11 protein-coding genes and 1 pseudogene are annotated in these 12,655 nt (G+C 68.8%); 5 read left to right on the top strand and 7 right to left on the bottom strand.

All coding sequences use genetic code 11. The features are described 5' to 3' along the window. The first annotated feature begins 17 nt into the window (after nt 1-17). From HHL19_RS34720 to HHL19_RS37945, 5 genes and pseudogenes are all read left to right on the top strand, one after another. On the top strand, nt 18-470 hold the full coding sequence (locus tag HHL19_RS34720; RefSeq protein ID WP_169094390.1) for a hypothetical protein: 453 nt from the start codon (nt 18-20) through the stop codon (nt 468-470). Beyond that, nucleotides 470-2,551: a DUF6571 family protein gene (locus HHL19_RS34725; RefSeq protein ID WP_169094391.1), complete on the top strand. Its 2,082-nt coding sequence runs from the start codon at nt 470-472 to the stop codon at nt 2,549-2,551. Before HHL19_RS34720 ends, HHL19_RS34725 begins: the two co-directional genes overlap by 1 nt. A gap of 125 nt (nt 2,552-2,676) precedes the next feature. Beyond that, nucleotides 2,677-3,093: a hypothetical protein gene (locus tag HHL19_RS34730; protein ID WP_169094392.1), complete on the top strand. Its 417-nt coding sequence runs from the start codon at nt 2,677-2,679 to the stop codon at nt 3,091-3,093. Between the two features lie 161 nt (nt 3,094-3,254). Beyond that, nucleotides 3,255-3,674 carry a hypothetical protein gene (locus HHL19_RS34735; protein WP_169094379.1) on the top strand — a complete coding sequence of 140 codons (420 nt, stop codon included), beginning with the start codon at nt 3,255-3,257 and terminating at the stop codon, nt 3,672-3,674. A 168-nt stretch (nt 3,675-3,842) separates the two neighbouring features. Next, a pseudogene (locus tag HHL19_RS37945) lies at nt 3,843-5,066 on the top strand (hypothetical protein); the annotation flags it as partial. 113 nt (nt 5,067-5,179) lie between these two features. On the opposite strand, the gene HHL19_RS34745 reads toward HHL19_RS37945, so the two are convergent. The 7 genes from HHL19_RS34745 to eccB form a co-directional block, all read right to left on the bottom strand. Continuing rightward, nucleotides 5,180-5,476 (bottom strand): WXG100 family type VII secretion target, encoded by a 297-nt coding sequence (locus tag HHL19_RS34745; protein ID WP_169094393.1) that lies wholly within the window; start codon nt 5,474-5,476, stop codon nt 5,180-5,182. Between the two features lie 62 nt (nt 5,477-5,538). Further along, a complete protein-coding gene (locus HHL19_RS34750) occupies nt 5,539-5,901 on the bottom strand; it encodes a WXG100 family type VII secretion target (RefSeq protein ID WP_031014168.1) in 363 nt (120 codons plus the stop codon). Nucleotides 5,902-5,988: 87 nt separating this feature from the next. Next, complete coding sequence (locus tag HHL19_RS34755; RefSeq protein WP_240982057.1) at nt 5,989-7,284, bottom strand: S8 family serine peptidase; 1,296 nt, start codon at nt 7,282-7,284, stop codon at nt 5,989-5,991. Between the two features lie 37 nt (nt 7,285-7,321). Further along, the gene (locus tag HHL19_RS34760) at nt 7,322-9,133 is read right to left on the bottom strand and encodes a hypothetical protein (protein WP_169094395.1); all 1,812 of its coding nucleotides are present in this window, start codon (nt 9,131-9,133) and stop codon (nt 7,322-7,324) included. Between the two features lie 6 nt (nt 9,134-9,139). Next, the gene (locus HHL19_RS34765; protein ID WP_169094396.1) at nt 9,140-9,586 is read right to left on the bottom strand and encodes a hypothetical protein; all 447 of its coding nucleotides are present in this window, start codon (nt 9,584-9,586) and stop codon (nt 9,140-9,142) included. A gap of 215 nt (nt 9,587-9,801) precedes the next feature. Continuing rightward, nucleotides 9,802-11,073 carry a type VII secretion-associated serine protease mycosin gene (gene mycP, locus HHL19_RS34770; RefSeq protein ID WP_169094397.1) on the bottom strand — a complete coding sequence of 424 codons (1,272 nt, stop codon included), beginning with the start codon at nt 11,071-11,073 and terminating at the stop codon, nt 9,802-9,804. Next, the gene (gene eccB / locus HHL19_RS34775) at nt 11,070-12,593 is read right to left on the bottom strand and encodes a type VII secretion protein EccB (protein WP_169094398.1); all 1,524 of its coding nucleotides are present in this window, start codon (nt 12,591-12,593) and stop codon (nt 11,070-11,072) included. The genes mycP and eccB overlap by 4 nt, the downstream gene beginning before the upstream one ends. Nucleotides 12,594-12,655 lie beyond the last annotated feature (62 nt).

The raw sequence follows: 12,655 nt of genomic DNA on the forward strand, positions 1-12,655 counted from the left end.
ACGGGGGAAGGGGCCTGATGGCCTGGGACGAGTGGGGGCAGATCAAGACGGAGGCTGCGGGACAGTCCTCCACCGCGATGCAGCTGAACCGGGCGCCCGACGCGCAGGACCCGGGCGGCGGCTCGCCCGGCGGCGACCTCAAGGTCAGCCAGCAGGACCTCGCCGCCGTCGGCGACGCCGCCTTCAAGCTCTTCGACAAGCTGGGCAAGGACGGACGCGACGCCTGGTCCATCAGCCAGACGGCGGCCAAGGACCTGCGGACGCAGGGCTTCGACCTGGGCGACGCGATCCACCATGTGCAGGACCGCTGGGAGAAGCAGCTGAAGACGCTGCTCGACGCCTGCGCGCACATCTCGAACCACATGGACTTCACGCAGAACGCGCACGCGGGCGACGAGCACTACATCTACGGCGTCGTCAGCAGCATCGCGACGCTGGACGAGGGCTTCACCGAGAGGACGCAGCGCTGATGGACCTCGAAACACTGCGTCAGGGCAGCTTCGGCACGCTCAGCCAGGCCATCACCGCCTGGAAGGGGGTCGCGGACAAGCTCAAGTCGCTGGAGACGGACGCCAGGGACGATCTCAAGGCCAAGGCCGACAAGGCGAACTGGGCCGGTGCGAACGCCACCGTCTCCCGCTCCTTCATCACCAAGACGGCCGGCGAGTTCTCGGACGCGCACACGCAGGCACAGAGCATCCACGACATCCTCAAGGACACGCACGACGAGCTGGTGAGCTACCAGCAGCAGCTCGAACAGGCGCTGGAGCGCGGCCGCAAGAAGAACCTGACGGTGACCCCGATACCCGGCGGCTTCACCGTCACCATGCTCATCCACCCGGACCGCGCCGCGAAGGGCCACGACGTCCCGGACCACTCCCCCCAGGACGCGGAGCACCTGCGGGACGACGTGGAACGCATCCTGAACCGGGCGACGGAGAGCGACTCGACCGCCGCGACCGTCCTGCGCGCCCTCGTCGACCAGGCCGAGACCGGCTTCTCGGGAGCGAAGTACGGCGACCGGGACACCGCGATCGACGCGCTGCGCAAGGCCGAGGAGGCGGCGAAGCTCCTGAAGGAGAAGGGCGACGAGATGTCTCCCGAGGAGTTCCGGAAACTGAACGGCCTCCTCGCGTCGTACAAGAACGACCCTCTCTTCCAGGAGAAGTTCGCCACCCAGGTGGGCCCGAAGGCGATGCTGGAGTTCTGGGCCGACCTGTCGAGCCCGGACAACCCGAACGAGCTGACGCGGACCCTGGACCGGACGCAGCTCAACCAGCTCGGCGATTTCCAGAAGACCCTCGGCGCGGTCCTCGGCGGCGCCACCCAATCGGACAGCCCCGCCATGCGGCAGTGGGAGAACGACATGGTGCGGCTCTCCGGCGAGCGGTACAAGACGCGCGGCGCGGAGGTCTACGGCTACCAGATCATGAGCAACCTCATGCGCACGGGCGACTACGACGACCAGTTTCTCAACAAGTACGGCAACCAGCTGGTCGAGACTGAGAAGAAGATGAAGGTCCCTGGCAACTTCTGGCAGGGAATGGGGCAGATGATGCCCAAGATGAACTTCATCGGCGACGACGAATTCGGCCGCGACCCGATGGCCGGCTTCATGACGGCACTCTCCAACAGCCCGGACGCGGCGACCCAGTTCTTCAACACGACGGAACCACAGGACAACGCCATGTGGGTCCTGAAGGAGCGCCCGGCGTTCGACGACTCCCCGCTGACGGACGGCCCGAACGAGACCCTCGACGCCACCGGCAAGGCGATGTTCGCGGCGGTGTCGGGCATGACGGATCCCAAGGCCGACGGCGCGACGTTCGTCGAGCACACCGATGCGCATCGCGACGCCCTCAAGCGGTCGATGCAGTTCCTGTCGGAAGAAGGGGACGACTTTCCCCCGGAGCTGCGGGACGACATGGCGTGGGCCCTCGGCAACCACGGGGAGACCGTCCACAAGGCCATGAGCGACCCGCTTGGTTCCGGCGAGCTGGACGGAAATCAGCTCCTGGAAGTCTCCAAGCAGATCTCAAGGAACAAGGACTCGTACGCCCTGCTGAACGAGCAAATAAACTACGCGATTCTCGCCGACATCAACACCGAGAAGGAGAACCCGGAGGACAGCCTCCTCAACGCGGGAAGCACCGTGGGCTTCCTCGAACAGGCACGGCAGCTGACCATCAACGCGGACGAGGCCAAGGACCTGCGCGACACATCCTGGGACCAGCGTTGGAACTATCACATCGTCGGCGGCATCGCCAACCAGTTCGGGGGCGACTGGGCGCAGCGTGGTGTCGATGCCATCACAGCTGCCTGGGCCGAGGAGGAGGCCAACCGCGTCAGCGAGAAGGCTACCGAGGAGCGCCAGCACAACAGCGAGGAGCGGAAGTCGCAGTTGAAGGCCCTGGCAGACCATTGGCAGCAGGTGAACGGCGAGTGGGCAGAGGGGCGAGAAGGGTACTCGGACCGTGGTGTCGACCGGAAGATCCGCTCTGCGGCCGACCACGGCAACGACAAGGTCGACCGTGAAGGTGGTGAGAGCTGATGAGTACAGGCCCCCGCCGATTCACGCGCCTTGCCGTGCTTCTCGTCGCCCTCGGGCTCACGGTGACGGCATGTGCTGGTACGAAGCGCGAGTACGCGGTCCCCGAGACCCTGTGCGGTGTCCCCGTGACGCAGGACGCGCTGGATCCTCTGCTCCCTGACGGTAGCGAACTGGCGGAGCAACAGCCGGAAGGTTCGGAGGGATCAGAGAAAGACTGCAAGCTCTTCGTGGACCAGCGTTTCGTTCTCTTCGTCACCATCTGGCAGCTGGCCGAGTACCCCGACCCGATGGGCCCCGAGGAGCATGTAACTCGCGACAATCCCCGTCCGATCGAGGGCCTTCCCCCAGGTCAGAAGGGCGCGATCGGAGACAGGAGCGCAATGATCACCAGCAGCTGCGCCGCGCCCGACAAAAACGTCGTGCTGGAAGTCACCGTCAACGGCAGCTTCATCAAGGACGTGACCCAGCGACGCAAGGACCTCGAACGGTTCGCCAAGAGCTTCACCGGTGACATCAAGAACGACCTGAAGTGCACCCGGTGACCCGCGTTCCGTCGGACTCGACGGGCGTCGCTCCAGGAAGGCGACTTCGCCGAACGCCACAAGAGCGTTGAGCCACATACCCGCGCCCGGGCACTCGTGCGCCCGGGCGCGGCGATTCGGATTCCGAAGGGAACAGCATGGCGTGGGGCGATGGTGAGCCCGTGTTCGTACGCAGGGGTCGTTGGGTCTACAACACGCGGAACCCCGTGGCGCGGATGCTGATGTTCGCGACGGTCGCCGGGCTGGTCGGCTTCTACCTGTACGTCTCCGACACGAGCCAGTGGAGCGAGACGGAGCTGCGCGACGCCGTTCACGAAGCCGCCCGTGACCTGGAGGCCCAGCCGCAGAGGGTGCACCTCGGCTACGAGAGCATGATCAGGGATGCCATCCGGGCAACTGGCGAGGGGCCCGGATACGACCTCGACATCTCACCCAGTCCCACGGAGGACAACTTCGAGATCAGCGCGGCTTTCCTGTCCGAGACCTTCTGCATGCGCCTCACTCCCCCCGAGCCGCCTCGGACCTGGGGAACCACCGACACCGTGAGCCTGACCGTGCGGGTCTCGGAGGGCCGCTGCTGAAGCCTCCGAAGACACGACAGAGTGGGGACTTGATCGTGCCGAAGCAGGAAGGAACGCACATGTACGTGCATGAGTGCATCTCTTTCGCACAATTCTGTGTGGGCTGTCGGTGCTGTCGACCAAGTTCGCCCCGTCGGTGCACACCGGGATGGACGGGGGTGATGGGGCGTGACGGAGGAGAAGGGGTTACGGCAGATCGCGCGCTCGTTCGTCGTCGACGGGCCCCAACGGTGTGTCGGTCCGGGGCCGGCTCAAGGGACTGAGCGCCCGGGACGAGGAGGTCCTGAAGACCGTGGGCGCACACATGGGACGCCTGGCGTCCACGGATCTCGCGCGGCGTGTCCGTGACGGTCTGGAACACTCAGCCACGGCGTGGGCGGCGCGGAAGCGGAAGCTGACCGCCGTGTCGTCCTCGCGATGGGCGGGGTCCGCAACGGCACACACGCACGACCAGTGGGGACTGTCCCGGCGCGCCCAGCACAGGTACCTGCAGTCCCTGGACGCAGGCATCCGCACCATCCGGCATCGACTGTCGCTGCCAGTGGGTGAGAAGGGATCACGGGGCAAGCCTGGCGGCTACCGGTCCCGGAGTGAATGGTTCCAGAAGTCCCGACGCCTGACGGTCCTGGAGGGCAGGTTCGAGCGGGTCAAGGCCGAACGGGAAGCCGGCCAGGTGTCCGTCGTGCGGGGTGGCAGACGGCTGCTCCGGCAGCGCCACCACCTTGCCGCCGTCAGCAGGACGGCCGAGCAATGGCGGCGGGAGTGGGAGACAACCCGCTGGTTCCTGACCGCAGACGGCGAGTCCGGCAAGCCGGTCGGTGCACCGCGCCGGTTCGACTACCAGCTGACCGGCACCGCACCCCATCGTGACGCCCAGCTCCGACACGCCCTCACCGGCCTTCTGCTCGACTTCACCAGCTCCACCACCCGCGAGAAACACGGTCGTCGCAGGCGGTTCCGGCAGCTGATCTCCGGTATCCCCACCGGCAAACTCCGAGCCCGTTTGGTCAGCATGTGCGCGGAGGCGGATATCGGCGTCATCGCCGTCGACCCTGCCTACACCTCTAAATGGGGCGCCGAACACTGGCAAGAACCGCTCACCAGCAGTAAACGACAGACTTCCCGACACGCTGCCGCCTCGGTGGCGATCGGCAGGCGCGCCCTCGGGCACCGGATCAGGCTGGGGGCACCTCCCGGCCGAAGGCTGGGGGAGGGCGGCACCGCCCCGCGACGACCAGAGCGATCGTCGCGGGCATCGGACCGCCCAGGCCCGACCCGAAGCCCGGGGACGTGAGGGACACCGCCCCCTTATCCCCGGACCACGGACACGATCCGACGGCGCCGGACACGGCAGGAAAGCGGTCGACCAGGACAGCACCCAACACCGTTCGGGTCGTCCGGCTGAGCGCAGGTCCTGGCAACAGGACTTGCTCCCGCTCAGATTTTAGGAACGGTGGGCGCCTCCCGTGCACGCCCACCTTGTGTTGCCTTCGTACGGCTTCGGCTTAGAAGAAGCCGGCGGCGCGCTTGTCGCCCGCCTGGTAGGCCGGGGCGGCCTGGCGGACGGCCTTGGAGATGCCCTGCAGGGCCTGGTGGATCGCGCGCGTCTCCTGGTCCCACTTGGCGTGGGCGCCGTCGGCGGCGGCCTTCGCCTCGCCCTCCCAGGTGTTGGAGACCGAGCGGATCTTCGTCTGGATGGCCTCCAGGGCCTCGTCCAGGCGCTTCGCCTGCGCGTCGATCTGGTTCGCCGCGTCGTCGAGCGAGGCGTACGTGACGAGCATGATGCCGTCGTTGCCGGCCATGTTCCCTCCGTTTTTCGGTGGTGTCGTTCAGGTGGGGTGGGTGCGTGGCTCCGACCCGGAGGTCAGAGGCCGGCGATGCCCGAACGGGCGGCCTTCTCGGCGCCCGCGTCGCCGGAGAAGCCCGCGGTCACGTCGACGCCGCGCAGGGCCGCCTCGACCTCGTCGTCCGTGTTGCTGGACGTCGTCCGGGTGACCTGGATGGCCTCCTGGAAGTTCAGCATCAGCTTGGCGATGCGCACCATGCCCTGGTTGATCTCGGTCTGCTTGGCGTCGAACGCGCCGGCGCCGATGCCCTTCCAGCGGCCTTCGAGGCTGTCGATGACGCCCTGGAGGGCCGACAGCTGGCCCTTCACGTCATCGAACTTGCGGGTGAGCTCGTCCTGGAAATCCTTGAGACTCTGATCGCCAACCTTCAAGACTGACATGTGTCGCTCTCCCTTTCTCGGGTTCTCTGTTGAAGCTGCGTTCGCAAACTCGCGCGGACGCAGGGAGGTTTGTGTGGGGTGTCGCTGTCAGGCGGTCGCGCGTCGTCGGCGTGCGATGACCACGCCTGCGGCCGCTACGACGACCACGGCCGCTGCGGCGATGCCGATGACGAGGCCGGTGCTGCCGCCGCCGTCCGCGTCCTCGGCCGCGCTCCCGTTGGAGCCTGCCACAGGTGCGCCGGACGTCTGCTTGCCGTCGGGGGCTTGTGTCGAAGCTGTTGCGGAGGGGGCGGCGGAACCGGACGGCACGCCGGCGGACGCGGTGGTCGAAGGGGGCTTCCCGCCGTCGGCGGCAACGCCCGTGGGCATGTTGGTCAAGGGGCTGATGTTCGGGTCGCCCGGCTTGCCGATGCCGCGGTTGATGTGGGCATTGGGGCGGACGACGCCGTGGCCGGCCTTGGTACTGACCGTGCCCGGCTTCCAGTCGTCACCGCGGCCCGCGGACTCGAACATGACACGGAGGACCTGGCTTCCGGTCCAGTCGGGATGCAGGGACCAGATCAGGGCGGCGGAGGCGGAGGCGAGCGCGGTGGAGTTGCTGGTGCCGTCACTCAGACAGTACTTCGTGAGGCTCTTGTCGCAGTACCCGGGAATCTGACTGCCCGGCGCAGCGAGGTCAATGTAGTCGCCGTGTTGTGAGTAGTCAGCCACGACGCCGCTTCGAGTGGTTGCCGCAACAGCGACTACCTCCGGATAGGCGGCCGGATAATGCTTCTTGTTGCCCTTCTTCGCGTCGTTGCCAGAGGCCGCAAAGATGAGCTTCCCCTTCGCATGGGCGTACTGGAGCGCTTCCCGGCTTTCCTCGTGGTAGTACTCGCTTCCCCAAGAAATGTTGATGATCTGTGCATCGCTGTCCGCTGCGGCCTTGATCGCCTCGGAGAAGTCGAAAGCATTGACGGCTTGCTCGTTCTGCAGCTCGGTGTCACTCACCCGATAGGGGATCACCCTGGCGTCCGGTGCCAGTCCCCTGATTCCGCCCTGCGCGCCTGAGCCAACGATGAGCTCGGCGATGGATGTGCCGTGGCCCCTGTAGTCGTTGGTCTCATCGCCGTTCGACTCGGATGCGTCCCAGCCCTTCAACACCTTGCCCTTGAGAGACGGGGTGTCCGGATCGACGCCGGAGTCGATGACGGCAACCGTGATGCCTCGTCCGGTCGACTTCCTCCAGATGTCCTCGGCGCCCATGGCGTCCAGGTACCACTGCTGCGACCGCGCGTCGGCGGCGACCGCCGTCGGGGCGAGCCCGACGAGCGACGTCGTCAGCACGGCGATCGCCGTGGTGCCGAGGAGCGCCCGCCGGAGCCTGCCGCCGCTCTCGATCATTCGTGCCGTCATCCTGACTTCCGAGCCTTCCGAGTGGTTAGTCGATCACCGGCGGTACGGCGCCGCGCCGACGGTTCGTCCAGGTCTCTTCGTCTTCCGTCAGGTAGTCGGGGCGCGAAGAGCCGTCGCGGTCCTGTTCGTCGCGGTCCGGGCGCTGGTTGCCACGGCCGCCCATGCCACGGGGCGTCCCGACCACTCCGTTGGAGCTGGGGGTGCCTCGTCCGGCGGGACGCGGTGCTGCCTTGGCGTTGTTGGCGCCGACCACGCCGGCCTGGCTGGGGCGTGCCGCCGCCGTACGGCCCGCGGCCGGGCCCTCGCTGCCGACGACCGTGCCCCTCGGGATCCGCGAGCCGGTGTTCCCGCCGGTGGGACGCTGCGGGGTGCCGCCCGTGATCGGGTTCGCCTTGCCGCCGGCCGTACGGCCCGTGGCGGGCTGTCCGGGGCGGCCCGTCTGCGGCGTGGCCCGGCCCGCCTGCGTGGACGAGGAAGTGGCCTGCGGTCCGCCCGCGCGCCCCATGGGGCTGTTGGCACGGCCCGTCGTCGGGGAGTTCGTCGGGCTGCCCGGCCGGCCCGCCATGGGCGAGTTCGTCGGGTTGCCGGGACGGCCCGCGATCGGGGGGCTCGTGGGGCTGCCCGAACGACCGAACGCCTGCGGACCCAGCGGGCCCTTCGGTCCGCCCGCGCGGCCGACGGTCGGCGCGGTCGTCGGGCCGACCGGACGGCCGAAGCCGGTCCTGCCCGTTGCCGTACGCGGCATCCCCGGGTTCCCGGTGATCTTGGGTCCACCGGTGCGCGGCGGGGTGCCGAGCGTGAGCGGCGGAGGCATCCCGGGGCCGGTCGGGGGCGGGGGGTTCGTGGGCGCGGTCGGAGTGGGAGGCGTGTTCGGGAGGGTGGGCGCCGGCGGCGTCTTGACCGTGTCGATCTGGACCCTCGTGTCGTCCGAGGGCTTCTCGCGGATCGGGTCGGAGCCGTCGAGCTGGTCGCCGGTGCGGGGCATCGTCTGGGTAATGCGGTCCTCGACGGTACTGATGTGTCCGGAGGACTCCTTCGACAGTCCGTCACGAGACGCAGAAGAGGACGGACCCGACGCGCCAAGCCTGTTGTCCCGCCCTGACGGCAGCGGCACCGCCGCCTTGTACGCCTCCGGCGGCTTCGGCATTTCCTGGCCCGCCAGCGTGCTCTGCGACACCGCGTAGAACGACGCGAGGCGGTTCATCTGGTTGATGGCCTCCTGGCGGTCCTTCTCGACCTGGAGGGCCTTCTGGTAGTCCTCGTTCTTCTCGGTCTTCTCGACCTCGGTGAAGTCCGTGGGCTTCTTCTGGACGAGGCGGTTGTCGCGCGGCGGCTTCGCGTTGCGGACAGACGTGAGGCCGGTGCTGGCGACCTTCATCTGGGAGCCGGCCGCGTTGGCGACCTTGCCGATGTCCCAGGCGTAGGCGGCGACCTCGGAGCCGTAGCGCTGGAACTCGACGGCGGCCTCGCCCTTCCACTCGACGCTGCCGACGAAGCTGGTGAGCTCCTTGGCGGCGGCGTTGAGGGACTTCGTGGCGTTCTCCAGGGCCTCGCCCGCCTGCTCCAGTGCGGAGGGGTTGGCGCTGTCGAGGAGGTCGAGCATGTCGTTGAGGCGGGCACCCTCGAAGGACGTCGAGCCGTAGACGCTGCCCTTGGGCCTGAGGCGGAAGTCGCCGCCGAAGGGGAAGGGGAAGCGGACGTCGTCGAGCTTCTCCAGGAAGTCGGTGGTCTGGTGCTTGGCCTCGATCTGGGCCGTGTCCTTCGCCTGCTGCTGCTCCTGGGGCGTCAGCTCCGGCTGCGGGGGCGTGCTCGGGTTCGGATTCTTCTCGTCACTCATCGGTCGTCACCTCATGTCCTTCGCGACGTTGCCGGAGTCCTGGCTCTCCTTCGCGGGCTGCGCGGGCTGCTTGCTCCGCGCCTGCTCCTCGCGCTGGATGGCCTCGGCGCGCTCCTCACTGAGGCGGGCGCGGATCTCGTAGAAGCGCCTGCGCTGGTCCTCTTCGACGTTGCTGTAGCCGACGTCGGCGGCGTGCACGCCGATCTGGAGCAGCTCGATCTGACCGCTGAGCGACTTCGACAGGGCGACGAGCGAGGAGTGGACGTGCTCGTACGCGGTGAAGAAACCGTCGGCTTCGGCGAAGGCGATCCCGGTGCCGAACGAACCGCGCGTCACGCGGTTCTGGCCCAGCTGCGCGGCGCCGCCGGCGCCGCCCTCCAGGTCCTTGATGACTCCGTTGACCTTGTCGCGGAACTTCTTCAACTCCCCGACACCGAGCTCAAGGTTACCCACGGTCACCACCCCCGTCACCCGTCACGTGAAACACGAGCCAATCCTCCCCGTTTGCTCCTGCTGTCCTGCATTGCGATCGTGGAGACTCGCCATCCCCGTTCGCGCGCGTACCACTCTAGTGAGTGCGACTGACGGCCCCAAGTCTCTTGTTCGTCACGAGACTTCTACAACCGCACTGCTCATCGGACGCTATCAGGCGTGTGCGTCTGCAATGATCACCGGGCTGTCGCCGTGGTGCCGCGTCTGCGGCGGTGGTCCCGGAGGGCCACGGCGGAGCCGGTGATGGCCGCGACGAGGACGGCTCCGCCGGTGACGATGTAGGTGGCCAGGCGGGCGGCGCGCTGGTCCGGGGTCTCGCCGAGGTGGACGGCGGCGGGGGTGGGGGCCTCGGCGCGGGTGACGCCTTCGCGGGCGACGGGCTTCTCGATGGGCTTGTCGTCCTCGGTGAGGGCCCTGACCGGGTCGACGACGCCCCAGCCGACGAGGCGGTCGTGGCCGGCGACCGAGCGTTCGGCGGTCTGCTGGATCTGGGCGACGATCTGCTCCTGGGTCCACTTCGCGTGCTTGGACTTGATCAGGGCGGCGAGGCCGGCGACGTACGGGGCGGAGAAGCTGGTGCCGTTGTCGGCGCAGTGGCCGCCGCCGGGGACCGTGGAGACCATGTCGACGCCGGGGGCGGCGACGCCGACGAAGTCGCCGGACTGGGAGAACGGGGCGCGTTCGTTGTTGCGGTCGGAGGCGGCGACGGCCAGGACGCCTTCGTAGGAGGCGGGGTAGGTGGCCTTGACGTTGCCGCCGAGGCCGTCGTTGCCGGCGGAGGCGACGACGACGATCTCCTTGTCCAGGGCCGCCTTCACCGCTTGTTCCAGGAGGGGGGTGGGCTTGACCGCGTCCGCCGTGTCCTGGGAGATGTTGATCACGTTCGCGCCCTTGGCGATGGCGTGGCGGATCGCGGCGGCCAGGGTCGTCGTGGTGCCGTGGCCGTCGGCGTCGTTCTGCTGGATGGGGATGATCGTGGCGTCGGGGGCCAGGCCGACGAAGCCGGTGCCCTTGGCGGGGCGGGCGGCGATGATGCCGGCGACCTTGGTGCCGTGGCCGACGGTGTCGGTGGTGCCGTTCTCCTTGCCGCGCTTCAGCTTGTAGCCGTTGGCGTCCTTGGCGTCCTTGGGGATCAGGTTGATCCCGCTCTTGGCGTCGACGGCCTTGGCCAGCTGGGGGTTGCGGACGTCGACGCCGGTGTCGATGACGGCGACGCGGACGCCCTTGCCGGTGGACTGCGCCCAGAGTTCGTCGAGTTGGACGCGCTGGAGGGACCAGGGCCGGCCCTCGTACTTCTTGTTCGGGAAGGTGCACTGGCCGCCGTCGTCCGCCGCCGCCGTGGAGGCGGTGGAGAGCGGGAGGCCGAGGGCGCAGAGCGCCGTCGCGGCCCCGACGGACCACAGACGTACCAGCGGGTGGCGCCGGGGGCGGCGCGGGTCGGTGCTCATGAGCCCTGCGGCTGGCGCGCGCCGCCGGTGGAGAGGCGGGGGCCGGTGGGGAGGAAGGTGGACCACTCGGCGGGTACGGGCAGCGGCTCGATGTTCTTGTAGCCGAGGCGGTTCTGGGCCTGCTGGGCCTCGGCCAGGCGGGCCTGCTTCTCCTCGTCGGAGCCGGAGGAGCCGATGCCGGAGTCGTCGGTGGCGGTGTCGCCGTTGGACTGCATGGCGTACCGCAGGCCGGTGTCGGTGACGAGGAAGAGGAAGCCGGTCGAGGTCGTGGAGCCCTTGAACTGGCGGAAGAGCTGGCCGGAGCCGGGGGTGACGTAGGCGCTGCTGGAGCCGGTCGGCAGGGTGGCGGGGAAGTCCTCGCCCGCCCAGGTGCTCAGGGTGGTGCGGCCGTTGTCGGCGTCGACCTCGCGGAGCACGTTGCAGACGGTGTTGCGGCTGCCCTCGCCGGTGCCCGCCTCGTTGACGGGGACGGGTACGGCCTCCGGCCACTTCTTGTCCTTGCCGAAGGCGTCGCCCGGCTGGAAGGCGCCGCCGCTGACCTTGGTGGCCTGGCCGGCCTGGCCGAGCTCCACCAGCTGGCGGCTGTTGAGCAGCAGTTTGGCGGTGAAGTCGCTGATGGGCGCGACCCGGTCCTGGAGGACGACGTACATCTTCCGGCTGGTGCCGTCGGTCGCGGTGAGCACCGTGCCGACCTTGGCGAGCTCGGGCGACAGGCCGCTGACCTCGGCGGCGGCGCCCGGCTCCCCGGGGACCTTCGGGAAGGTGATGGCGTCGCCCTTGTGCAGGGTGTTCAGCCAGGCGTCCGAGACGCGCTGGGCGACGCGGCCCTGGCCGACGAGCTGGCGGAGCAGCAGTTCGTCCTTCTCGACGGGGTACGCGGTCCCCTTGGCGTCGACGACGTAGCGGGTGCGGTCCTGGCCCTCGACGTAGAGCAGCTCTCCGCCGGTGAGGCGTTCCTCGCCGTCGGTCCTGGCCTCCTCGCGGGCGGCGAGGACGAAGGCGGCCTTCTGGATGGCGCGGCCGCCCTCGCCGGGGCGTTCGCAGACGGCCCAGCGCTTGGCGGCGCCGGCCTCCTTCGGGTCGGGGAGGCGGTCGGGGGCGTACGGGATGCCGAGGGTGGCGCCGTGCGGGATCCGGCCGCTGTCGAGCACGGACTCGGCGACCGTGATGATCTTGTCCTTGTCGGGGTCGAGGAGGAGCTTCGCCGACGACATGTTGAGGACCGGGTGGAGCTGGAGCTTGTCACCGGTCTTGAGGACCACGTACCGGGTGGTCGACTTGTCCGCGATGATCACGTTCTGTCCGGGCTTGTCCCAGTCCTTGGGGGCGACGGGCTTGAACATGCCCCAGGCCCCGAAGACGGCGAGGACGACCGCGCCGACGATGGCGCCCGGCACCACCGCGCGCAGCGGGCGCGGCGCGCCCTCCTCGGAGCCCGTCGAGTTCGGCTGCACGAACTGCGCGACCAATCTCCGCTTCGCGAAGGTGTAGGCGTTCAGTTCGTCGCGTCGTGATGCCATCTGTTGTGTCGTCCCTCTCCCCGCCGGCCGACCAGGTTGCCACACTCGGCGGGTCCTGCCGC

The sequence above is a fragment of the Streptomyces sp. R302 genome, assembly GCF_012927245.1.
Lineage (GTDB): Bacteria > Actinomycetota > Actinomycetes > Streptomycetales > Streptomycetaceae > Streptomyces.

What these genes read in the sequence shown, in the direction of transcription:
- HHL19_RS34720 (WP_169094390.1), top strand. Translation starts at nt 18, where the DNA reads ATGGCCTGGGACGAGTGGGGGCAGATCAAGACGGAGGCTGCGGGACAG.
- HHL19_RS34760 (WP_169094395.1), bottom strand. Translation starts at nt 9,133, where the DNA reads ATGAGTGACGAGAAGAATCCGAACCCGAGCACGCCCCCGCAGCCGGAG.
- HHL19_RS34745 (WP_169094393.1), bottom strand. Translation starts at nt 5,476, where the DNA reads ATGGCCGGCAACGACGGCATCATGCTCGTCACGTACGCCTCGCTCGAC.
- HHL19_RS34750 (WP_031014168.1), bottom strand. Translation starts at nt 5,901, where the DNA reads ATGTCAGTCTTGAAGGTTGGCGATCAGAGTCTCAAGGATTTCCAGGAC.
- mycP (WP_169094397.1), bottom strand. Translation starts at nt 11,073, where the DNA reads ATGAGCACCGACCCGCGCCGCCCCCGGCGCCACCCGCTGGTACGTCTG.
- HHL19_RS34755 (WP_240982057.1), bottom strand. Translation starts at nt 7,284, where the DNA reads ATGATCGAGAGCGGCGGCAGGCTCCGGCGGGCGCTCCTCGGCACCACG.
- eccB (WP_169094398.1), bottom strand. Translation starts at nt 12,593, where the DNA reads ATGGCATCACGACGCGACGAACTGAACGCCTACACCTTCGCGAAGCGG.
- HHL19_RS34725 (WP_169094391.1), top strand. Translation starts at nt 470, where the DNA reads ATGGACCTCGAAACACTGCGTCAGGGCAGCTTCGGCACGCTCAGCCAG.